16 protein-coding genes are annotated in these 21,747 nt (G+C 31.6%); 8 read left to right on the plus strand and 8 right to left on the minus strand.

Going from position 1 to position 21,747, the window contains the following annotated elements; translation table 11 throughout:
* Window positions 1-376: 376 nt before the first annotated feature.
* The 4 genes from leuA to leuD all read left to right on the plus strand — a co-directional run bounded on the left by leuA (window position 377) and on the right by leuD (window position 5,244).
* On the plus strand, window positions 377-1,924 hold the full coding sequence (leuA, locus tag A9G34_RS02620; protein WP_065568787.1) for a 2-isopropylmalate synthase: 1,548 nt from the start codon (window positions 377-379) through the stop codon (window positions 1,922-1,924).
* A 67-nt stretch (window positions 1,925-1,991) separates the two neighbouring features.
* Window positions 1,992-3,071, plus strand: coding sequence for a 3-isopropylmalate dehydrogenase (leuB, locus tag A9G34_RS02625; RefSeq protein ID WP_065568788.1), 1,080 nt, complete (start codon window positions 1,992-1,994; stop codon window positions 3,069-3,071).
* A gap of 156 nt (window positions 3,072-3,227) precedes the next feature.
* Entirely contained in the window at window positions 3,228-4,628 is a 1,401-nt protein-coding gene (gene leuC / locus A9G34_RS02630; protein ID WP_065568789.1) for a 3-isopropylmalate dehydratase large subunit, read from the plus strand.
* A gap of 13 nt (window positions 4,629-4,641) precedes the next feature.
* Complete coding sequence (gene leuD, locus A9G34_RS02635) at window positions 4,642-5,244, plus strand: 3-isopropylmalate dehydratase small subunit (RefSeq protein ID WP_065568790.1); 603 nt, start codon at window positions 4,642-4,644, stop codon at window positions 5,242-5,244.
* A gap of 72 nt (window positions 5,245-5,316) precedes the next feature.
* Here the strand turns inward: leuD and A9G34_RS02640 are convergent, their stop codons facing one another.
* The 5 genes from A9G34_RS02640 to A9G34_RS02660 all read right to left on the minus strand — a co-directional run bounded on the left by A9G34_RS02640 (window position 5,317) and on the right by A9G34_RS02660 (window position 12,643).
* Window positions 5,317-6,732 (minus strand): RNA polymerase factor sigma-54, encoded by a 1,416-nt coding sequence (locus A9G34_RS02640; protein ID WP_065568805.1) that lies wholly within the window; start codon window positions 6,730-6,732, stop codon window positions 5,317-5,319.
* Window positions 6,732-7,457 (minus strand): LPS export ABC transporter ATP-binding protein, encoded by a 726-nt coding sequence (gene lptB, locus A9G34_RS02645; protein WP_034943566.1) that lies wholly within the window; start codon window positions 7,455-7,457, stop codon window positions 6,732-6,734. Before lptB ends, A9G34_RS02640 begins: the two co-directional genes overlap by 1 nt.
* Window position 7,458: 1 nt before the next feature.
* Entirely contained in the window at window positions 7,459-8,013 is a 555-nt protein-coding gene (gene lptA, locus A9G34_RS02650) for a lipopolysaccharide transport periplasmic protein LptA (RefSeq protein WP_081295246.1), read from the minus strand.
* A 3-nt stretch (window positions 8,014-8,016) separates the two neighbouring features.
* Window positions 8,017-8,580, minus strand: a complete 564-nt coding sequence (gene lptC / locus A9G34_RS02655; protein ID WP_065568791.1) for an LPS export ABC transporter periplasmic protein LptC — start codon at window positions 8,578-8,580, stop codon at window positions 8,017-8,019.
* Between the two features lie 1,228 nt (window positions 8,581-9,808).
* Window positions 9,809-12,643, minus strand: coding sequence for a two-partner secretion domain-containing protein (locus tag A9G34_RS02660; protein WP_065568792.1), 2,835 nt, complete (start codon window positions 12,641-12,643; stop codon window positions 9,809-9,811).
* A 1,062-nt stretch (window positions 12,644-13,705) separates the two neighbouring features.
* Here A9G34_RS02660 and A9G34_RS02665 point away from each other — a divergent pair.
* Window positions 13,706-14,281, plus strand: coding sequence for an anthranilate synthase component II (locus A9G34_RS02665; protein WP_065568793.1), 576 nt, complete (start codon window positions 13,706-13,708; stop codon window positions 14,279-14,281).
* A gap of 1 nt (window position 14,282) precedes the next feature.
* Window positions 14,283-16,031, plus strand: a complete 1,749-nt coding sequence (pabB, locus tag A9G34_RS02670; protein WP_065568794.1) for an aminodeoxychorismate synthase component I — start codon at window positions 14,283-14,285, stop codon at window positions 16,029-16,031.
* A 69-nt stretch (window positions 16,032-16,100) separates the two neighbouring features.
* Here the strand turns inward: pabB and A9G34_RS02675 are convergent, their stop codons facing one another.
* From A9G34_RS02675 to A9G34_RS02685, 3 genes are read right to left on the minus strand one after another with little or no spacing between them, the layout of a single operon-like run.
* Window positions 16,101-16,685: a PqiC family protein gene (locus A9G34_RS02675; protein WP_034943577.1), complete on the minus strand. Its 585-nt coding sequence runs from the start codon at window positions 16,683-16,685 to the stop codon at window positions 16,101-16,103.
* Window positions 16,685-18,322 (minus strand): intermembrane transport protein PqiB, encoded by a 1,638-nt coding sequence (gene pqiB / locus A9G34_RS02680; RefSeq protein ID WP_034943579.1) that lies wholly within the window; start codon window positions 18,320-18,322, stop codon window positions 16,685-16,687. The genes A9G34_RS02675 and pqiB overlap by 1 nt, the downstream gene beginning before the upstream one ends.
* Window positions 18,323-18,337: 15 nt before the next feature.
* Window positions 18,338-19,588, minus strand: a complete 1,251-nt coding sequence (locus tag A9G34_RS02685; protein ID WP_034943581.1) for a PqiA/YebS family transporter subunit — start codon at window positions 19,586-19,588, stop codon at window positions 18,338-18,340.
* 531 nt (window positions 19,589-20,119) lie between these two features.
* On the opposite strand from A9G34_RS02685, the gene recA reads away from it, so the two are divergent.
* A complete protein-coding gene (gene recA / locus A9G34_RS02690; RefSeq protein WP_065568795.1) occupies window positions 20,120-21,166 on the plus strand; it encodes a recombinase RecA in 1,047 nt (348 codons plus the stop codon).
* Window positions 21,166-21,669: a regulatory protein RecX gene (locus A9G34_RS02695; protein ID WP_034943585.1), complete on the plus strand. Its 504-nt coding sequence runs from the start codon at window positions 21,166-21,168 to the stop codon at window positions 21,667-21,669. The genes recA and A9G34_RS02695 overlap by 1 nt, the downstream gene beginning before the upstream one ends.
* Window positions 21,670-21,747: the final 78 nt, after the last annotated feature.

A 21,747-nucleotide genomic window follows, 5' to 3' on the forward strand; every position in this document is an offset into this window, starting at 1 on the left:
GATACTTAAGTGCTAATCAAACTGATTATATTTTTTAAAATGACATGCAGACTATGTTAATAGGTATTCTTCTATTGAAAATTATTAATACAGGAGGAAATAATCGTTGACACAATCATCATCATTTGATAAAAATATCACCAATTTAGTTTTTCATTGAATTTATAAATAGAGATTTTTATGTTTATTAGCTATTTATTACTCGACCTCAGTTTCCTCCTCGCATCAACTTGCGCGGATAGCTTGTGTGTGGAGTAAAAAAGTTATTTAATAAACAGCTCAACAAATAAACAAGAACCCGCGCTAAAGTGCGGGTTTTTTTGTTTTTATAACTTGAAATACCGAGCTAGCGCCAAAATATATAAAAGGAAGAACAATGAACGATCAAGTCATTATTTTTGATACTACATTACGTGACGGTGAACAAGCGTTACAAGCAAGTTTGAGCGTTAAAGAAAAGTTACAAATAGCGCTTGCTTTAGAGCGAATGCGGGTCGATGTGATGGAAGTTGGCTTTCCTGTTTCATCTCCTGGTGATTTTGAATCAGTTCAAACGATTGCTAAGACCATTAAAGATAGCTGTGTTTGTGCACTGTCTCGTTGTGTTGATAAAGATATTGATGTTGCTGCCGAAGCATTAAAAGTTGCAGATCAGTTTCGAATTCATACTTTTATGGCAACATCAACCTTACATGTTAAAGATAAATTAAAAATGACATTTGATGATGTCATTGAAAGAGCTGTGCACTGTATTAAACGTGCACGTAATTATACTAATGATGTGGAGTTTTCTTGTGAAGATGCAGGCCGTACCCCAATTGATAACTTATGTCGTATCGTTGAAGCAGCAATTAAAGCAGGGGCAAGAACGATCAATATTCCGGATACTGTCGGTTATACTGTCCCTTATCAATTTGGTAGCATTATTCGTACCCTATTTGAACGTGTCCCGAACATTGATCAAGCGATTATCTCTGTTCATTGTCATGATGACTTGGGCATGTCGGTGGCTAACTCGATTAGCGCGGTTCAAGAAGGTGCTCGGCAAATTGAAGGGGCGATGAATGGTTTAGGAGAACGTGCGGGTAATACCGCACTTGAAGAAGTTATTATGGCGATTAAAGTTCGTCAAAATATCTTAAACGTTCACACAAATATTAATCATCAAGAGATTTATCGTACCAGCCAAATTGTTAGCCAAATTACTAACATGCCAATTCCAAGTAATAAAGCAATTATTGGTAGTAACGCTTTTGCCCACTCCTCAGGAATTCATCAAGATGGGGTTTTAAAAAATCGTGAAACTTACGAAATTATGACCCCTGAATCAATCGGATTAAATCAAATCCAATTAAATTTAACCTCTCGCTCAGGACGAGCCGCCGTTAAACATCGTTTAGAAGAACTTGGTTATCACGATAAAGATTATAACTTAGATCAAGTCTATGAGGCATTTTTAGAATTAGCTGATAAAAAAGGCCAAGTATTCGATTATGATTTAGAGGCATTAATATTTATCAATCAATTAAAAGATGAAAAAGAACATTATGTTTTAGATTATTTTAATGTTCAATCAGGTTCGACGGTTGTTTCAACCGCTTCGGTTAGCTTGTTAATTGGTGATAGAAAGTATTCTGATGCTGCAACGGGTAACGGTCCTGTTGATGCTGTTTATCAAGCTATCAACCGTATTACTGGCGAACCTATTTCGATTGTAAAATATCAATTAGCTTCTAAAGGACAAGGTGAAAATGCTTTAGGACAAGTTGATATTGTTGCCGAATATAAAGGTCGTAAGTTCCATGGTGTGGGGCTTGCAACTGATATTGTTCACTCATCGGCTTTGGCTTTAATTAATGTATTGAATAATGTATATAGAGCAAATCAAGTTGCACAAGAAAAACAAAAATTACATCATGACTAAAAAATAATTTGTTTTGCCGTTTAACAGCAAAACATGAAAATTAATTTAGATTGTAAAGGAATAAAAAATGTCACAAAACTACCATATTGCAGTACTTCCCGGCGACGGTATTGGCCCTGAAGTAATGAGACAGGCCTATAAAGTATTAGATGTTATCCGCCAAAAATATCAACTTTCTATTACTACTAGTGAATATGATGTGGGTGGTGCAGCAATTGATATTCATGGTTGCCCATTACCTAATGAAACACTTGAAGGCTGTGAAAAAGCTGACGCTATTTTATTTGGTTCAGTGGGTGGTCCTAAATGGTCTAATTTACCACCTGAAAAGCAACCTGAACGTGGTGCGTTATTGCCACTACGTAAACACTTCAAATTATTTGCTAATATGCGCCCTGCTCGTTTATATCAAGGCTTAGAAGATCTTTGCCCATTACGCACCGATATTGCTGAGCGTGGATTTGATATTTTATGTATGCGCGAATTAACTGGCGGTATTTATTTTGGATTACCTAAAGGACGTGAAGGTAGTAGTGCTCAAGAAAAAGCATTTGATACTGAAGTTTATCATCGTTTTGAGATAGAACGTATTGCAAAAATGGGATTTGAAGCTGCACGTTTACGTCGCAAAAAAGTAACTTCAATTGATAAAGCCAACGTTTTACAAACCTCAATTTTGTGGCGCGAGGTGGTCAATGAAGTAGCTAAAAACTATCCTGATATTGAACTTGAGCATATGTATATCGATAATGCCACAATGCAACTTGTTAAAGATCCGTCTCAGTTCGATGTTATTTTATGCTCAAATTTATTTGGAGATATATTATCCGATGAATGTGCCATGATAACTGGTTCAATGGGTATGTTGCCTTCTGCTAGTCTTAATGAACAAGGCTTTGGCTTATATGAACCTGCTGGTGGTAGCGCACCTGACATTGCTGGTAAAAATATTGCTAATCCTGCAGCACAAATTTTGTCATTAGCTTTGTTAGTCCGTTATAGCTTTAAACGTGATAATATTGCCTCAGCTATCGAAACAGCAGTAAATAAAGCATTAGAGCAAGGCTATCGTACTATCGATCTTGCACAAAAAGAACAACCTGTTTCAACTGATGAAATGGGAGATATTATTTGTAAGCTTATTTAATTGAATTAGCTATGTTAAATGTGTAGTAAAGGGATACTCAAGTATGCAGAATAAACTGCTCCTTGTATCCTTTTTAATTCAATTAATTATAGTATTAGTAAATAATGTCAAAGTTTAAAACTAATACCAGTTGTAAAAAATAATAAGGAATCTGCAATGTCAAAAACACTGTATCAGAAATTATATGATGCGCATGTCGTTTATGAGGCTCCAAATGAAACGCCTATTTTATATATTGATCGTCATTTAGTTCATGAAGTCACCTCTCCACAGGCCTTTGATAGCCTGCGTGCAATGAATCGTAAAGTTCGCCAGCCCAATAAGACTTTTGCAACTATGGATCATAATACTTCAACCAAAAGTAATGATTTAAATGCTTGCAGCGAAATGGCTCGCATTCAATTAACTGAACTGGCAAAAAATGCCAAAGAGTTTGGTGTTTCGTTATATGATTTACAAAGCCCACTACGTGGTATTGTCCATGTAGTCGGTCCTGAGCAAGGTATGACTTTACCGGGTATGACTATTGTGTGTGGTGATTCGCACACTGCAACACATGGCGCATTTGGTGCATTAGCTTTTGGTATTGGTACTTCCGAAGTTGAGCATGTATTAGCAACTCAAACCTTAAAACAAGGTCGAGCTAAAACTATGAAAATTGAAGTTAAAGGAGATGTTGTTGATGGCATTACCGCTAAGGATATTATTTTAGCTATCATTGGCAAAACAACCAGTGCTGGCGGTACAGGTCATGTAGTTGAATTTTGTGGTGATGTTATTAAATCATTATCAATGGAAGGACGCATGACGTTGTGTAATATGGCAATTGAAATGGGAGCTAAAGCTGGCATAATTGCACCAGATGAAGTCACTTTTGAGTACTTAAAAGATCGCCAATTTTCACCAAAAGGTGAAGACTTCGACAAAGCGGTTGCTTATTGGAAAACGCTAAAAACCGACGAAGGTGCACATTTTGATACAGTTGTGACGTTAGAAGGAAAAGATATCGCACCACAAGTCACTTGGGGAACGAACCCTGGTCAAGTAACTTCAATTGATGCAACAGTACCTAATCCTAATAATTTTGCTGATCCTATTGAAAAACACTCTGCTGAGCGTGCATTAGCTTATATGGGATTAACCGCTGGTACCAAAATGACTGATATTAAGATCAATAAAGTATTTATTGGTTCTTGTACAAACTCACGTATAGAAGATTTACGAGCTGCTGCGCAAATTGCTAAAGACCGTAAAGTTGCTGAAGGTGTACAAGCATTAGTTGTACCTGGTTCAGGACCAGTGAAAGAACAAGCTGAAGCCGAAGGATTAGATAAGATTTTTATTGATGCAGGATTTGAATGGCGCTTACCAGGTTGCTCTATGTGTCTTGCAATGAACGATGATAAATTAGCCCCGGGAGATCGCTGCGCATCAACCAGCAACCGTAATTTTGAAGGTCGCCAAGGACGCGATGCTAGAACACATTTAGTTAGTCCTGCTATGGCAGCAGCCGCAGCTATTACTGGTCATTTTACAGATATTCGCAAACCATTTTAAGGAGAGACTTGTCATGGCAAAATTTACAAAACATACTGGGCTAGTCGTTCCTTTGGATGCGGCTAATGTTGATACAGATGCAATCATTCCAAAACAGTTTTTACAGAAAGTAACACGCACTGGATTTGGTAAACATGCCTTTCATGAATGGCGCTTTTTAGATGATGCTGGCGAACAGCCTAACCCTGAATTTGTCTTGAATAAACCCCGCTATAAAGGTGCCAGTATTTTATTAACACGTGAAAATTTTGGTTGTGGTTCTTCTCGTGAACATGCTCCATGGGCACTTGCTGATTATGGATTTAAAACTATTATTGGTTCAAGTTTTGCCGATATTTTTTATAATAACTCATTTAACAATCAGTTATTACTGGTTAATTTATCCGAAGAAGATATCGATGAGCTATTTAAAATTGTCGAAGCTAATGAAGGCGTTGAATTTACCATCGATTTAGTTAATGAAGTGGTCATTGCCGGCGATAAGCAATATTCATTTAAAATTGATGCTTTTAAACGTCATTGCTTGTTAAATGGGTTAGATAATATTGGCTTAACCCTACAACATGAAGATGCAATTAGCGACTTTGAACATAAAATTCCAAGCTTTTTAGCTTAATTTTATTAAAGGGCGCAAATTGCGCCCATGATTAAAATAAGCGATATATATCCAAAAAATTTAAATTCAAATTTAAAGCTGTTTTCGTTGACTTGATGGTGGAATTGATAAGGCTTCACGGTATTTTGCTACGGTGCGACGTGCAATAATAATACCTTGTTCTTCAAGTATCGAAACTAATTTACTATCACTTAATGGCTTTTTACTATTTTCTGCCGATATATATTTTTTAATTAATGCTTGGATAGCTGTAGATGAAACCTCACCACCTGAATCATTATTAACATGACTTGAGAAAAAGAATTTAAGTTCATAAATTCCGCTTGGACAATGCAAATATTTTTGAGTTGTTACACGAGAAATGGTCGATTCATGCATATCAATTGCCGTTGCAACATCTGACAAAATCATTGGTTTCATGTATTCAGTACCATGTTCAAAAAAAGCTTGCTGATGCTCAACAATAAATTGGCTGACTTTTAATAAGGTTTCGTTACGGTTTTCGATGCTTTTAATAAACCAATTAGCTTCTTGCACATGAGATCTAATATATTGCCCATCACTTTCATTTGCTAATTTTGCCATATCAGCGTATTGCTGGTTAATACGTAAAGCTGGAACTGTATCGCTATTTAAATACACAATCCATTTTCCTTGTACCTTTTTTACCATGACATCAGGTATGACATAGTCTGGAGAAGCAGTATTAACCAAATCGCCGGGATAAGGTTGTAAACGTTGTATAAAATCAACAGCCTCTTTTAACTGTTCATCTGTTGTATTTAACACTTTTTTTAAGTTTCTATAATCGCGTATGGCTAATAAGTCTAAATAATTATCAATAATTTGTTTAACTAATGATGGAGTGTCTAAATGTTGAATTTGAATAGACAAACACTCTTGCAACGATCTGGCACCAACACCGATAGGATCAAAATTCCATATTCGTTTCAATACTGCTTCAACTTCGGCAATTTCAACTTCATCATTACCTTGCTCTTCAAGTATTTCTTCTGTTGAAACTGTTAAATAGCCTCTCTCATCTATAGCTTCAATAATAGATACCGCTATCGCCCTATCTGTATCGCTAAAGGGTGTTAGTTCAAGTTGCCATTCCAGATAATCATGTAATGTTTCGTGAGTTTCACCTTGATAGATAGGCAATTCATCATTACGATAATCTGAGTTAGTTCCAGATGGAGTTCCAGCGCTATAAATGTCATCTAAAGATGCATCCAGTGGAATATCATCAGGAATTTCTTTGCTATCTAAAGCCTCACGCGTATCAATATTTTCTGTTTCATCGTTTTGTTTAACGTTCACTTCGTCATATTGATCATCAATTTCAAGCAATGGATTGTTTTCAAGCGCAGTTTGAATTTCTTGTTGGAGTTCTAAAGTTGACAACTGTAGTAATTTAATCGCCAATTGTAATTGTGGCGTCATCGATAACTGTTGAGAAATTTTCAGTTGTAAACTTGGTTTTATCATAATCTAAATTCATTACCTAGATAAACCCTTTTAACATATTCGTTACTTAGAATATCATTTGGGGTACCTTCAGCAATTAAATGCCCTTTATTGACAATATAAGCTCGTTCACAAACATCAAGCGTTTCACGCACATTATGATCGGTAATCAAAACACCCAGCCCTCGATCTCTAAGATGTTTAATAATATGTTTTATATCTATTACTGAAATCGGATCAACTCCCGCGAAAGGCTCGTCAAGTAAAATAAACTTAGGATTGGCCGCCAATGCTCGAGCAATTTCAACTCGACGTCTCTCACCACCAGATAAAGATTGCCCTATACTGTCACGAATATGAGTAATATGGAATTCTTCAAGTAATTCTTCAGCTCGATTAATTTTTTCTCTTTTATCAATATCATTGCGCGTTTCTAAAATCGCCATAATGTTATCAATAACCGAAAGCTTTCTAAAAATAGACGCTTCTTGTGGTAAATAACCAATACCTTTTTGCGCCCGTTCATGTAAAGGCAAAATGCTAATATCATGATCATCAAGATAAATCTTTCCAGCATTTAAAGTAACAATACCAACTACCATATAGAAAGTTGTGGTTTTACCTGCGCCATTTGGTCCTAATAATCCAACAATCTCACCTGAATTTACAGTTAAGCTGACATTTTCAACAACGCGTTTTTTCTTATATACTTTGACCAGATTTTCCGCTTTTAAAATTGACATTTTATTTATTCATCTCTTTAATTTGGTTTGGGATGATAGTACTTTTTACTCTTTCATTTTTGCCTGGGTGCGCAGAAATTTGTTGTTTTTTCACATCATAACTAATAAGTTGACTAGTAATGTGATTATCTTGTTGAAATAATTCAGCATTACCTTTTAATGTCACATTATTTTGCTTCACATCATAAATAATTAGAGCAGAATGCCCCGTAACAATTTTATTCTTTTCAGGGAGTATCTGTTTAAAATTAACTGGTTTGCCATAAGCAGTAATTTTTTGTTTTGATGAATCTTGCATATCCGTAATAACGACTTTATCTGCAATAATGGTTAGCCCTTCTTGCACAACATGCACATTTCCACTAAAAGTAATCATATTTTTTTCAATATCAATTTGTTGATTGTCGGCGTCAATGGTAATCGGCTTATTATCAACAAGTGTTTTTTGTTCTTGTTTTTCAGCCGGTGATTGATTGTTAAAATCAGCTGCAAAGCAACTAAATGTTACAGGCAGCAATAAAAATAGTGAAATAACGACCTTTTTTTGCGAACTCATGTTTTACTTTACCTCAGTATTATAGTATGTTTTTATATTTTCTAGAATATCGGCTGTTTTGGCTTGTAAATCTCCATTTAATCCAATTCCTGTTGAATAAAATCCGGCTCCCTTAAGTATAACTGGATCTTTTGATGTCACATGCTGTGTTGTTAAATCAACTACCGCATTATCGGTAATTACTTGATGTAATTGTGCATCGGGAATCAAATTATCCAATTGAACATCTTGATAAAGGTAAATGAGTTTATCGTTAGTTAACGTTGCTTTTTTAGCACGGATATGCCATGTTGCTACATGATCTTTATCATAAAGTGTTAAATTAGGTAAATCAAACTCTGTATTTTCCGTATCATCAAAATACCAAACATGGGCAGATTCAATTTCATAAAGAATTTCGCCTGATATATCATAAACTTTTGTAATCATATCATCACTTTGATAGATCGGCGTATTAGGTAAAATTGCTGTTGGTTGTGTAGTTACATCATCATTTTTTTGATAATTATAATAGGCACCAATAATTATGATAAGAAGTAAAATATAGATTAAATTTTTTTTATTCATAACATAAGTTAATCACGCAATTAAAGTTAATTGAAATTAGGGAAAATTATTATTTTAATAAAATAAAAACTTCGATTATTCTACTTTATTTTTTATTAAATTAATATCGAACATTAAAATAATGTTAAATCGTTTTTTGGCAATAAATCAAAATTATTAACATGTGAGATGAACGAAGAAGCAGGATCCCCATTTTATTAATTTGTTTATTTGTCAGCTATCATTTTGAGCAATAATCTCAACATCTCCATTAGATAAATTTCAAACATAACCAACTAAACTTAGTTTTTGGGTTTACTGATAAGTAAAAAACGAAACCCTACACCTTACATACGACCGACAACATTTATTTTAACTTTCTTAATCATTTTGTAACCTTATTTTATTATAATTCGAACATATTTATTTTAATGATAAAATACTAATTTAGATTCTAAATACGAAATATAATTTCTTACCATGGTAAATAATTTATATAAAAAATAAATACTAAATTTCTAGTTTAATTTTAAACTCATTAATAACTTTACTATTACTAAATTTTTAATTATGAACTAAATTTATTTCTCAATAAAATAAACACGAATAAATAATTAAAACGATAGAAATAAAAATGTTATTAAAATATAGAAAAAGCCTGCTCTTTATTTAGCTATTTTCAATATTAAGCTACTATACCTTTGATTCATATTCTTTTGCCAATACTAAAATTGATTAAACAAAGAAATTGGCAGAGTTATTGATGAATTTAATGGTGGAAAGCCTATTATAACGGTAACATCTATAATGTAATTGGAAGAAATATTACTAAGAACGGTTATAACTTAGGCCAAAAACATCAACATGTTGAATTTATAAAAATCTATTATTATCAGTGTGTTAATCATAAATTATTCAAAATAACTATGGACATGTTGCCATGGTAAGTAAAGTAACTGACAACGAAATTCCATACCAAATGTAAGCAGTGCAGCAACTTCGACTTTAGTACTTAAAAATGGAAAATGGATAATAGAGAATTATGGCGTTTTAGGTTATTTACGAACATATTTAATTATTCCTTCAATATTCTTTTAAATGATTGTAACAAGCTATTTTTAAAATAAATTATCTTTCTGTACAAAAAGTTATAGATTCTAACTTACCTGATCATAAAAATGATCGGTAAACTAGAATCTCAATGCTACTTATAAATAACAGAATTTATAAACGTAATAATTGGGGTTGGTTATAACATGTTTTCTTCATTAACTATACCTATAATTGAGCCATAATTAATTATATTTTTAACATTAGATTGAATATAGATCGAATTGACTAGACCATGCCAATCATTTTTAAAATTATCAGCTTTTAAACGGATATGCATATCTGATAGTAATTTTCCTTCATTATATATATCCTTTGCACTAATATTTATCATATTACCCATATTTATATAGCCATAATTAATAAACTCTGTCGCATTAATATTGATATTTTCCGATTTTATATTTCCTTCCCAATCGTTTTTAAATTTATCGCTTGTTACAATTATATTATTGTTAGCCAAAATTTCTCCATTATTATATATATTATCAGCATTTATATTTAGATCATTTGTAGCAGATATACTTTTATAGTTTTGGAACACTCCACCAATAATATCAATGTATTGCCCAATAACATCACCTTTCCAATCATTTTTAAATCGATTACTACTTATTCCTAACGAATTATTTGAGGATAATGTGCCTTGGTTATACACATCATAAGCATTGATATTTAGCTCTTTTACAGCACTGACTTCTTTATGATTATCAAATTTTCCACCTACTATAGAAATATAATCAGCTTTTATTACACCATTCCAATCATTCTTGAAATTATTACTTTTAATCGTAACATCTCTATTAGCTAATAATTGTCCATGATTATTGATATCTTGAAGGTCAATAGTTAGTTTATTAATTGCATTAAATGTACCATAATTTGTTAAATTAAAATCCCCCCCCATATCGTATTGAGTTAACCTAATGTTATTAGCCTTTAATTTGCCGTTCCAGTCATTTTTAAAGTTATTACCTTTTATTAATAAATTATTTCTTGCCAATATTTCGCCTAAATTATATTGCTCTTTATTGTCTAAATGTACTTCATCAACACCGCTGACTAATCCGTAATTTTCAAATTTATTAGTTAATAAGTTAACAAGATTAGCTTCTATTTTACCAAACCAATCGTTTAGTAAGTAATTACCAGTCATACGCAAAATCTGAGATACTTTAAGAATGTTTTCATTTTTGACTTTATTAGAATCAATATATAATTGTCGGCCTAAAATTTCACCATGACTACCATTAACAAACTCTTCAGCATCAGAAACTTTTATTATTTCACCATGTATATTTCCATCGTTGAATAATTTTTCTGTATTAAAAGTCATAAAGTCTTCAGAATAAATCGTTCCTTTTTGTTGGTTAATAATATTTTGACCATATACAGCGATATTAAATTTTGAGAATAACTTACTAAAGTTACTTAAATCATTTGTATGGATCTCTAATTTAGAGCTAGCATTAATCTCACCATAATTCTCAATAGCTTTTCCTATCAAATTAATATCAATTGAGTCAATAACGCCATACCAATCATTTTTAATTTTGCCACTTGAAATGGTTATTTTTTCTGCTGATAAGTTACCGTTATTTTCGGTCTCTGACGCAGTAATTTTAACTTCGCCATTTGCTTTGATAACGCCATAATTTTTTCCTACATCACTATTAATAGCAATATTTTTTGCTGAGATTTCACCATTATGACTATTTGTAAAATCTTTACTATCAGTTGTAATAGTTTTTATTGCAGTCAATTTACCTTGATTTCCTATCCAGCTTCCTGCTTTTAAATCAAGATTTTCTTGAGCAACAACACTACCTAGGTTTTTAATTTCTTCTTTACTCGTAAAAGTAATATTTTTTTTGCTTATTGCATTACCATGGTTTTCAATACCTTTATTACTAATTAACTCCACATCTTGTACTGCATTGATATTGCCTGAATTAATTATTTTACCGTCAGCAGAAATCAAAATTGAACCAGCACTTGCTCCTAATCGACCATTATTACGCACTCCTACTCCATCTTCAGTACCAATCATTTTTATTTTACCTGCATACATACCACCTAAAGCTGAAACATCAATACCAAACTCTGGTTGATCTAGATTATTAAATCCGTGTTTCTCGATATTATTAAGTTCAGCATTTACATAACCTCTGCCTGTTACAACAGTTATTTCTTTATTTGCCCACAAATCAGCGTTAATAGTTACACTACGCGCTATAATATCTGTATAATCTTGTCCAGTATTTTTTAGACCATTACCTGTAATTTCAATATGCCCACGATCAACTTGATAACCTTTTAAATTTCCATCCTGTAATATGGGTTTACCTGTGGTTAACGTCGCTCGCTCGGCATTTATAAAGCTACATCCATCGCAGGTTATACCTGCTGGATTAGCTATAATTACTTGTGCTTTTTGACCAGCTACTTCGATAGCCCCATTTAATTTACTAATATTCCGCGAGTTAACTTCATTTAAAATAACTTTGGCACTATTTTTTAATAATGGATTACCAACAGTTAATCCAGCCAACTGAGTCTTTGAACTATTAACAGAGTTATTAAGAATTACTCCGTGTTTTGACACATCAAATTGAGTATATTTATTGTGCGATACACCTCGATTATTTGGTGCTGCAATATTGATAATTGTGGTACCATTATTCAGTTGTCGAATATGAGGTTGTTGATATTGATTTGCATATGAATCGACAACAATATTGTTAGCATAACTTGATTCAACTATACTGATCATCCCTAATGTAGCATAAGACAGAAAAATCAATGGTTTTAAAGCGCATAATTTTGCTCTTTTAGTCATGTCTTCTTTGATATTATTAGTTTTTGCTTTACAACTATTGCTTGCAATTACTTGATGTGATTTAGCAATTTCCGATACAACTATAAATAATCCACGCGCTTTATTAAAAACGATTCGATAAAAACTTTTGTTCATAATTTATTTCACCTTTTATTTCTTTTCACCTAAATTTTCTAAAATAAGAGCATATTCACTTTTATTTTTAAAAAAAACTTATAGTTAATATATATCCACAATTAAACAACAAAGATAACAACTAATATTACAAGCTTACCAAATACGCAATATTAGTTCCCTACTACATAAAAAATAACATCTACACTATATAATTCATTTATAGCTAGATAAAACTAGTCACAATTTTTAATGTTTTACTACAAGTTATTACTCTCAATTAAAGCAATCTTGCCATTCACTTATTGAAAATCTATCTAAACTATTAAGAAAACTATATTTTAAGTGTGATGAATTCAGTTTTAAAAATTCAATTATTTCCAAATCACTATTTAATAAAAAATTTAATTATTAATATGTTATTAAATATAATTAATAACATAGTTATCTTTTATTGTGCGTATCATAATTTCTCACTGAAATCTACTATGTCAATACATCTAAAAATATCAAAAACTCATATATGTCATTTACTACAACTCGCTCATTCAATGAGCTTCTTATACTTTTAATTTTTGTAATTAATAGTAAAGAAATTTAACACGATTTAGATAATCCAACCTTGATATGATAATCATTAAAATAATATTTGGTCAAAGGTTTTATTTATAATTTTTTATTTTTATCACACTATTCATTTAATAATGGTTTACTTAATTTTCCACACACAGTAGTATCCAATTTATTAATCATGCAAAGGAATATCTGCAAACATGTAGTAATAATCAACAGGTCGGTAGCCTTTTATACCTATTGTCCAACGGATTAACGTTTCCCTAATAAATACTCGGCATTACTATTTGGTATTTCTTCTATCATCTACCTCATATATAACTTCATTTTTTCTAAGGCATTTGCTATTATTTTTATATTCTCGGTTAAGTTTATATTAATTTTATTATCTATTTAACTTTATAAAAATATTAAAGAATTAAAAAATTTTCTAATCAGATAGAAATGTAATAAGATCTATTAATTGGCAATACAGCAATAAAAAATTTAAGTAAATAGTAGGCAAATATTTTGATCTTATTAATTGATAACTATGACTCCTTTACGTTTAATATTTACGATTATCTTTGTCGAGCAGGTGTTAAGGTTGCTGTTATCAAAAATAATGAAATGACGATTGAACAGTTAAAAAAGTTAACTTTTTCTAAAATTGTTATTTCACCTGGTCCTGGAACACCCAATGATGCTGGTATATCACTTTCAGTGGTTGAAACGTTTGCTCACTGTTGTCCTATTCTTGGAATTTGCTTAGGGCACCAAGCTATCGCACAACATTTTGGCTATTCGATAACTAAAGCCCCCTCTCCCATGCATGGCAAAATCGATGAAATCACTCATGATAGGCAAGGCTTATTTTTAGGACTTAAAAACCCTCTTTCTGTAGTACGTTATCACTCTTTAATTGCTTACAATAAGCTTTTGCAAAAAAATTCACCACTAATCGTCACTGCACGTAACAAACAAGGACTAATCATGGGTCTACGTCATAAAACACTACCAATTGAATCAGTTCAATTTCACCCAGAAGCCATAAAAACCGAATCAGGATTGCAAATGATGTATAACTTTGTTCATAAGTGCTATTAATATGAAAATCTATATTGATTTTGAAGGTCAGCATAAATGCTTTTGTGATCCAATAAAAATTTTAAAAGCAGATGATTATACAACTGTAAAACAACAATTAGATGAGATAGAAAAGTTTACTCAGCAAGGTTATTATGCGGTGGGCTATCTTACCTATGAATGTGCAATGGGGTTCAATAAATCAAACAGAACTAAATTTATTCATAATTCAACCAATAATGGGCTACCATTACTTTTATTTGGTATATACCAAAATTTTTCAATTACTGAATCAACAATAATAAACGATTATGATCCTTTTAAATTTGATTTAAAATGTGATACATCAATTGAAGAATATCATAAAAAAATTGACTTCATTCGTTCACAAATAGAGTTGGGTAACACCTACCAAACTAATTATACGATTCAATTCAGTACAGCCTTTAATGCAACCCCGCTTGATTACTACCATTTTTTACAAAAAAATAATCAAGCACATTATTGTGCATACCTTGAATTTGAGGATTTCCATATCTTATCCATTTCACCAGAGCTATTTTTTAAATTAAATAATAAAACTATAATAACAAAACCAATGAAAGGCACAACTGCCCGTGGTATGAATAATCAACAAGATGAGCAACAATTAGTCCACTTATTATCTGAGAAAAACCAAGCCGAAAATATGATGATTGTTGATTTATTGCGTAATGATTTAAGCAAAATTTCACTCCCTGGCTCTGTTGAAGTGCCTAATTTATTTTCTATTGAAAAATATCCTACCGTTTGGCAATTAACTTCGACAATTCAAGGTAAATTGAAAGAAAACACAAGTTTATATCAAATTTTTCAAGCTTTATTCCCTTGTGGTTCAATAACTGGAGCCCCAAAAACAAGCACAATGAAAATTATTACACAAATTGAAAATTCACCAAGAGGAGTTTACTGCGGAACCATTGGTTATATTGAACCATATATGAAAAAAGCGATATTTAATATCCCAATTCGAACACTAACCATTCATAATCAACAAATGCATTATGGTGTTGGTGGCGGAATTACATGGGATTCAACAGCCCAAGATGAATACAATGAAATTTTGGCAAAATTAGCAATATTAAATCGTATAGCTTCAATACCAGAAAATATAATTGAATCAGTATTACTTGAAGAAGGAGAACTGTTTTTACTAGATGAACATTTAGCAAGACTCGCAGAATCTACTTACTATTTTGATTTTAAGTGTGATATTAATGTAATCAAACTAACACTTATAAATTTAACCAACTCCTTATCTAAAAACAGTTATAAAATTAGGGTGTTACTTAAAAAAAACGGACAATTTAGTATCGACAGTGACCTTATAAATAAACCTATTAGTATTAATAAGATTGCCTTAGCACCACATTGTGTTGATAATAATAATGTTTATTTATATCATAAGACATCTAACCGTCACCATTTTCCTAAGTTAACTGTTGGCAAAGAATTTATTAATTTCAATCAACACGATGAAATAACTGAATTTGTCAATGGTAATATCGCATTACTAATTAATAATCAATGGGTGACACCTAAAACATCATCCGGTTTACTCGTAGGCACAATGCGACAATTTTATTTGGAAAAACATCAATTGCTGGTAGAAAAAACCGTTTTAAAAGATGAGCTTTTATTCGCTGAAAAAATCGCTTTTATAAACAGTATTCGCAAATGGGTAACTATCGATGATAATGTATTTAATCAATTTAAAAATCAATTAACATAATTTAATAATTAATATTAAAACCTCCGTATTGATTATGACTGAAAAATTTTGTTTTATTAATATTTTTTATTAGTGCTTTATTAAATTTGCAAAATCTAATTCTTCATCCTGCCAACCTTTTGATAACGCTTTGACTAAAGCATCATAACCGTTATTGGTTAAAGGAATATAATGTTCAAATGATTTAGCCCAAATATTATTATGACTATCTATGACTACCCAGCGCCCTTTTATAACCGCATCACCAGTATAACTTCCATGAAAACCATCAATAAATAATTTAACTGTTAACGTGGGCGTAGTGATTGATTTACTTGAAATTAGGTAATTAGGCAAAAATACTGTCAAATCTTGCTCCAGACGCCCACTTAGCTGTTGTGATAATGAAGATGCCCATAAATTTTGTGTTGCAGTAACATACTTAATATTTTCAGTTTGTAAAACAATACCTGGTTTATTCAAAAAGCTAGCAACATTAACTGATTCAATCCAAATAAAACGATTAGCTGTTTTTAGTGTGTTAGAAGGTTGCTTATTCACATCACTAGTTAATTGAAAATAGCTTTTATCTACTCCTCCTGAAGAACAACCCACTAAAGTTATTAATGATGTAACAGTTACTATCACCAAAAATCTTCTCATAATTTTATTCATTATTTTCTACCTTTTGCTTTTGGTTGTTCATCTTGTTTAGTTGGTGCTGAAAATATAAGTGCATTACTCTTATCATTAAGTGTATTAAGTAATGGAGTAAGTTCATCCATCATTTGTTGTAATTTTTGTAGATTTTCTTTTATTTGATTATTCATATCTGATCCAGGTTGCAACTCTCGTAAAGTATCACTTAATGATCGTAATGTTTTTTGCATATCTTTTGGTATATTTTGCATCTCTTTACTAGACATAATCTGATTTAATGAGTTCATCAAGTGCTCAGTTGAAGCCAAAGATCGATTAAGTTGATTCATTGTTTTATTTAATGGTAAATTATTGAAATTGTCCAACACTTGTAATATTTTTGATTGTATCTGAGCGATACCTGCTGATGTTGTATCAATAGTATCATAACCAAACTGCCTTGATGTTTTTACATTATATTGATCTTTTAAATCAGGGTAAAAATCGAGATCAATATAAAGAGCTCCTGTGAACAAATTTGATGTTTTTAATGAAGCTCTTAAACCTTTTTCTTGTTCTTTCATTATCAATGTTGAAATATCGATTTTTTCATCAACCAATTCTGTTAGCCGTTCAGGTTCAATTTTAATTAATACAGGAACTTTTTGATTTAATATTGATGATTCTTTTAACATTTCATCTGTATAAAATGGCACTTTACTTACTGTACCTAGCCTTATACCATGATATTCAACAGGGGCACCTACATTTAATCCAGATATTGAGTCTGAAAGCATAATAAGAAACTCTTTATAATCCGTATACTGTGATTCTTGTATCGATTTCTTATCATCATATAATGTATATATGGCATACTGTTTTGCTGGCGCACCTAACTTAGAGCCATCTGGCAAATCAAAACTAATACCACCTGACATTAAAACATCTAAAGAAGGGACATTTAATCTTGCACCAGCTGAAGATAAAGTTAAATTTACGCCACCTTCTTTCCAAAAGCGAACATTTTGTGTCACTAATGCATCGTAAGGTTGAGTTATAAAAATTTGGTATTTCATTTTACGCGCATCCACATCAAATACTGAAGTCTCAACGTTACCTACCCTATACCCACGAAACATAACAGATGCACCTCTTGGGATCACACCAGTTTGATCGCTTTCTAAATTCAGCCGAATCCCTTTTATACTTGGATCTGACAATGGTGGGTTATCCGATAGAATGAAAGGGATATTTTTAAAATTATGTGTATCGTTTCCTGCTGCTAACTCAATATAGACCCCAGATAAAATAGTACCTAATCCTGTCACTCCATCTCGACCAATTTCAGGTTTTACCACCCAGAAAATAGAATCATTTTTCAATAATGGTTCCATATCATTATAAATACGGCCTTTAATTACCACTTGTTTATAATCTTTTGATAATGTGACTTCATCGACAATACCGACATCAACACTTCGATTTTTAATGACCGTTTTTCCTGCGATAATACCATTTGCATCTTTAGCAAGTAAGATAAATGAAGTGCCTCTATCAGCAAAATGGGAATAAATTATCCAAAGCCCAACAATTGCAGTCACAATCGGAATAATCCAGATTGCTGAAATAGCTCTTATTTTAATTATTCTTGCGAATTTATGTGAATTTGTCATATTATTCCTATAACATTAATTTCTAATTGGTCTACGATCCCATATTAATCGAGGATCAAATTTTTGAGATGCAATCATAGTAATAATGACTACTGTTGCAAAAAATGTCACGCCAATATCAGGATAAACTCCCATCATTTGCTGATTTCTAATTAAAGAACAAATCACAGAAACCACAAATATATCAATCATTGACCACTTGCCAATAAATTCGACTACACTATATAACTTTTTCATTTTTAGACAGTTACTTTTATTTTTCCATTTTACAGTCAAAGCAAAATAGCAAAGCCAACTTAATGAAATGATTTTTAAAATCGGAATTATTACACTAGCAGTAAATATAACCAGTGCCACAGGTATATCACCAACTTGCCACATATAAATCACCCCATCCATAATCGTTGAACTTGATGATGAACCAAAGACAACGGTAACCATAATCCCATATAAATTAGAAGGAATATAAATAATCAATGAAGTTGCCAATAAAGCAATTGTCCATTGTATTTTATTACGATTCCTAATTTTACTTTTTTGCTTACACCTAGGACATTTTACATAATAAACAGGTAAAATAGCTTGACAACATCCGCAAAGTTTTAAATTCTGGCTAATTCCCGTTTTACCAGTTTTTAACACACCATCTGTAAAATTATTGCGATGAACTTCTTGCCAAATTGCTTCCGGTGAAAAAATAACTATCGATTTTATATAAAAAAATACAAACAAACAAAATGCCCAAAAAGTACTAGTTATCCCGATATCGCCATAACTCATTAATTTAACAAAACTGACTAAAATACCAGTAAGAAAAATTTCAGGCATACACCAGTATTGGAGCTTTTTATAAACAATAAGAAGATCTCTTTTACGGTACTTAGATAATTTTATTTTAGAACATAGCAAAGCAATAATTGATAAATTAACAATAGGAAAAAGTAATACAAAAAGAATAAAAAGCGCTGAAATATAGCTATATTTATCAAAAAATAAGATATCAGGAATATCTAAAATACTCACGCCATTAAAATTTCCAACAAGCCTAATGTCAATAAAAACAAAATTACAAGCGATTATAATCATTGTTAATGAACAAATGGCATATATAATTGCTTTAAACTTCATATTAGCCTCATTTTTAGCTAATGTCGTATTACAACGAGGACAAACAGCTTTATGTTCTAAAATAACGCCCGAAACTTCTACAACTAAATCGCAGTGGGAGCACAAAACATAATCGTAATGTTGTTTATCAAGTATCATTATTTTCCTTTATTTGAACCTTACATTAATATGTAAAGATAGTTAAGATTAGCATAGCATTTAAGTTCGATTCTTTAAACATTTTTGCTAAAATACTTACGTGTAAAACTCTATTAATACGCTTACTATAAAATGGAAATTTGTTTGTCATAAGAACCAATGATATTTTTTAGAAAATAACCAACAGAATTAAACTATAGAATTTGATTTAATAAAAATTTTACTAAATTTAAACAAAAAAATAATCTCTAATCAAAATATTATTTAGACTATATAACAATTTACCTCTGCCTTTTTTGAACATTTTAATAATGAATTAAAAAGATTAATAATTATTCACCTTCATACTTGAATATAACGATTTCAACACCATTTTTTAAATTCAAACATAATTATTAATATGCATTATTATAAGTATTCTTAATTATTTGCTTAGCTAATTTGGTATTTATTTAAAATAAAAAAACTTGATACTGTATAACAATACAGTATAATGTAGAACCATATCCTTATACATTGGAATTTTATTATATGAATGAAAACAAACAACGCGCACTTTCAGCAGCACTAAGTCAAATCGAAAAACAATTTGGTAAAGGTTCAATCATGCGTTTGGGTGATACTCAAACTTTAGACGTTGATGCTGTTTCTACCGGTTCATTAGGACTTGATATTGCATTAGGTATCGGTGGTTTACCAATGGGTCGAATTGTCGAAATATTTGGACCAGAATCATCCGGTAAAACAACACTTACCTTATCAGTCATAGCACAAGCTCAAAAAGAAGGTAAAACTTGTGCATTTATTGATGCTGAACATGCACTCGATCCAATTTATGCGGCTAAATTAGGTGTTCAAGTTGACGACTTATTAGTTTCTCAACCTGATACAGGAGAGCAAGCTCTTGAAATTTGTGACGCCTTGGTTCGTTCAGGTGCTGTTGATGTTATTATTGTAGACTCAGTGGCTGCATTAACACCTAAAGCAGAAATTGAAGGAGAAATGGGTGACTCTCATATGGGGTTACAAGCACGTTTAATGTCACAAGCGTTACGAAAACTAACCGCAAATATCAAAAATGCCAATTGCTTAGTCGTCTTTATCAACCAAATTCGTATGAAGATTGGTGTCATGTTTGGAAATCCAGAAACAACCACAGGTGGTAATGCACTTAAATTCTATGCATCTGTTCGTTTAGATATTCGCCGTACTGGTGCAGTAAAAGAAGGAGAAGATGTTATTGGTAGTGATACTCGAGTTAAAGTAGTTAAAAATAAAGTTGCAGCACCATTTAGACAAGCAGAATTCCAGATTCTTTACGGCTGTGGTATTTCTAAATATGGAGAGTTGATCGATTTAGGAGTGAAAAATAAATTAGTAGATAAAGCTGGAGCATGGTATAGCTACAACGGTGAAAAAGTAGGTCAAGGTAAAGCTAATGCAATTAAGTTTTTGCAAGAACATCCTGAGATTGCTAACGAGCTTGAAATAAAATTACGTGAATTACTACTAAATAATCCTGCTATTTTTTCTGCTGAAGATGAGATCATTTCATCAGAGGATAAAAGCTTTGAATAATGACTAAAAAACTCAATAAGTTAATCTTAAATAAAGCTGTGCAATTACTTGCACAGCGCGATCATTCATCGTATGAATTAACAAAAAAAATAATATTATATTTTACCAACAAAATCGCTCATTCAAATGACGATGATTATCAAGTACATTTAAATCAACTTAACACAGAAATCAACGATGTTATTGAATACTGTGTTAGCCAAAACTGGATAAATGATAGTCAATATATTCAAAAGTATATTACTATGCGAGCAAATAAAGGTTATGGAAAATATAAAATTGCACTTGAATTAAAACAACGAGGTTTACAAAAAGATCTCAGCTATGACCTTCTAAATAAGTCGAATATAGAATGGTCAAATATTGCTTATAAGCAATTAGTTAAGAAATTTAAAAAAATTGATCCAAAGAATAAACAGCTGTGGCAAAAAAGCATACAATTTTTATTAACAAGAGGCTATACACAAGATGATATAAAAAATGTGCACAGTTTGTTGACTTGAACTTATAAAATATCTAAAATACTTTGCAACAAAATTAAGACAATACCCATTACGAATAAAGCTCGCTAGGTCATTTAT

Origin of the sequence: Gilliamella sp. Choc4-2 (assembly GCF_001690355.1) — a bacterium.
In the GTDB taxonomy this organism is placed as follows: domain Bacteria; phylum Pseudomonadota; class Gammaproteobacteria; order Enterobacterales; family Orbaceae; genus Gilliamella; species Gilliamella apicola_A.